Source organism: Paraburkholderia sp. (genome assembly GCF_036488505.1).
Classification (GTDB): domain Bacteria; phylum Pseudomonadota; class Gammaproteobacteria; order Burkholderiales; family Burkholderiaceae; genus Paraburkholderia.
The window spans coordinates 1-1,955 of the sequence record NZ_DASXHN010000126.1 but is presented as its reverse complement, the minus strand read 5'-3'; the positions used below and the strand labels follow the sequence as shown (position 1 = coordinate 1,955).

Genomic DNA, 1,955 nt, shown 5'->3' with positions numbered 1-1,955 from the left:
CGAGGCGAACCTCCGTCTCGTGATCTCGATCGCGAAGAAATACGTGAACCGCGGCATGTTGTTCCTCGACCTGATTCAGGAAGGCAACATCGGTCTGATGAAAGCCGTGGACAAGTTCGAATACCGTCGCGGCTGGAAGTTTTCGACGTATGCAACATGGTGGGTCCGTCAGGCCGTCACGCGCTCGCTCGCCGACCAGGCGCGCACGATTCGCGTGCCGGTGCACATGATCGAGACCATTAACAAGCTCAACCGTATTTCGCGCGAAATCCTGCAGCAGACTGGTCAGGAAGCCCATCCGGCAGTGCTGGCGGAGCGCATGGAACTGTCGGAAGAAAAGGTGCGCGGCATTCTGAAGATCGCGAAACAGCCGGTGTCGCTGGAAACGCCGGTCGGCGACGACGGCGATGCGACCCTCGGCGACATGATCGAAGACGCGGCCGTATCGTCGCCGGCCGATGCCGCGATGCAGGCCGACCTCCGCGCCGCCATCGACGACGCGCTCGACTCGCTGTCGCCGCGCGAAGCAAAGGTGCTGCGCATGCGCTACGGCATCAACACGAAGTCGGATCACACGCTCGAGGAAGTCGGCAAGCAGTTCGACGTCACGCGTGAGCGGATTCGTCAGATCGAAAGCAAGGCGATGCGCAAGCTCATGCACCCGAGCCGCGCGGACCGTCTGAAGTCGTTCCTCGACCGCTAAGCTCCTCCTCGCGCTTGTCGTGCCCTTTGCACGGCAAGCGCGACACCCCTCTCGTCGCATACAAGCGGCGGATCGAGCCACTCGACGGTTCGCGCCATTTTTTGCTGTCCACCGTGCCCTATTTGCATTTGCCAAGCAACCCGGGCGCACTTACATGCTCGCCGGGTCGTGCTTTCGCACGCTGCGCTGACCGCGTTTGACGCAATCGATTCTATTTTTGCCAGAACCTCCGAAACGGAGGTCTTGCATTCGGTCACGCCCATTTCAATATCCGCGACGCCCAGCGCGGCAAACCACATCTGCGCACAGGTATTGCGTTTTCGCATGGCCCGCAGCATCGGTCACCGCGCGACTGAGACTAGACGACGTTCTTTTCGACGATCGGCCGGTTCTCGAGTACGCGCGCGAAACTCAGCGCGCTCAGATCGAGCGTCGAATAGCGGCCGTGCAGAATCAGTTCGCTAACGCCGCGCCCGGTCGCCGGCCCTTGCTGCAGACCATGCCCGCTAAACCCGTTGGCGAAGACGCAGTTATCGACGTCCGGATGAAATCCGATGATCGCGTTGTGATCCAGTACGTTGTATTCGTAATAACCGGACCAGCAGTTCTGCACGCGCAGCGCTTCGAACTGCGGCACGCGATTCGCGAGCGTCGGCCAGATCACATCGTCGAACAGCGCGTGGTCGACTTCGTCGAGCGGCAAATCGTCTGGATCGTTGTCCGGCGACGGCGACGTGCCGCAAATATACGAGCTACCTTCGGGGCGGAAGTACACGCCGCTCGGATCGATCAGCAGCGGGCAGCGTTCAAGCCGGGCCGGCGACGTCACATTGAAAATACTGCGGCGCCGCGCGTAGACCGGCAGTTCGATGCCGGCCATCCGCGCCACCTTGCGCGACCACGCGCCGGCCGCATTGACGACGAGGTCGCACGCATGGCTTTCGCCGTCCGCGGTCCGCACCTGCGTGACGCGCCGGCCGTCGCGATGCAGCGTGCTCACGTCCGCGGCGATGTAGCGCGCGCCGAGCGACTGCGCTTTCTTGCGCAGCGCCTGCACGAGGCCGTAGCCGTCGAACCAGCCCTCGCCGCTTTCGCCATAGGCGCCGGCAACGAGATCATCGGTATTGAGCCACGGGAAGCGCGTTTGCAGGCCGGCCCGGTCGAGCAGGCTGATGTCCGCGCCGAGACTGCGTTGCAGCGCGTGGTTCTCGCGCAGCGTCGGTTCGCCCGCTGGCGTCGCGAGAAACAGATA

General features: G+C 63.0%; 2 protein-coding genes. One reads left to right on the top strand and one right to left on the bottom strand.

What is annotated here, in order from left to right; translation table 11 throughout:
* Positions 1-703: RNA polymerase sigma factor RpoD (gene rpoD / locus VGH68_RS07110; RefSeq protein ID WP_331602844.1), on the top strand; the 703-nt coding region annotated here is incomplete at its 5' end.
* Between the two features lie 358 nt (positions 704-1,061).
* Here rpoD and VGH68_RS07105 read toward each other — a convergent pair.
* The coding region (locus tag VGH68_RS07105; RefSeq protein ID WP_331602843.1) for an FAD-binding oxidoreductase at positions 1,062-1,955 on the bottom strand (894 nt) is incomplete at its 5' end.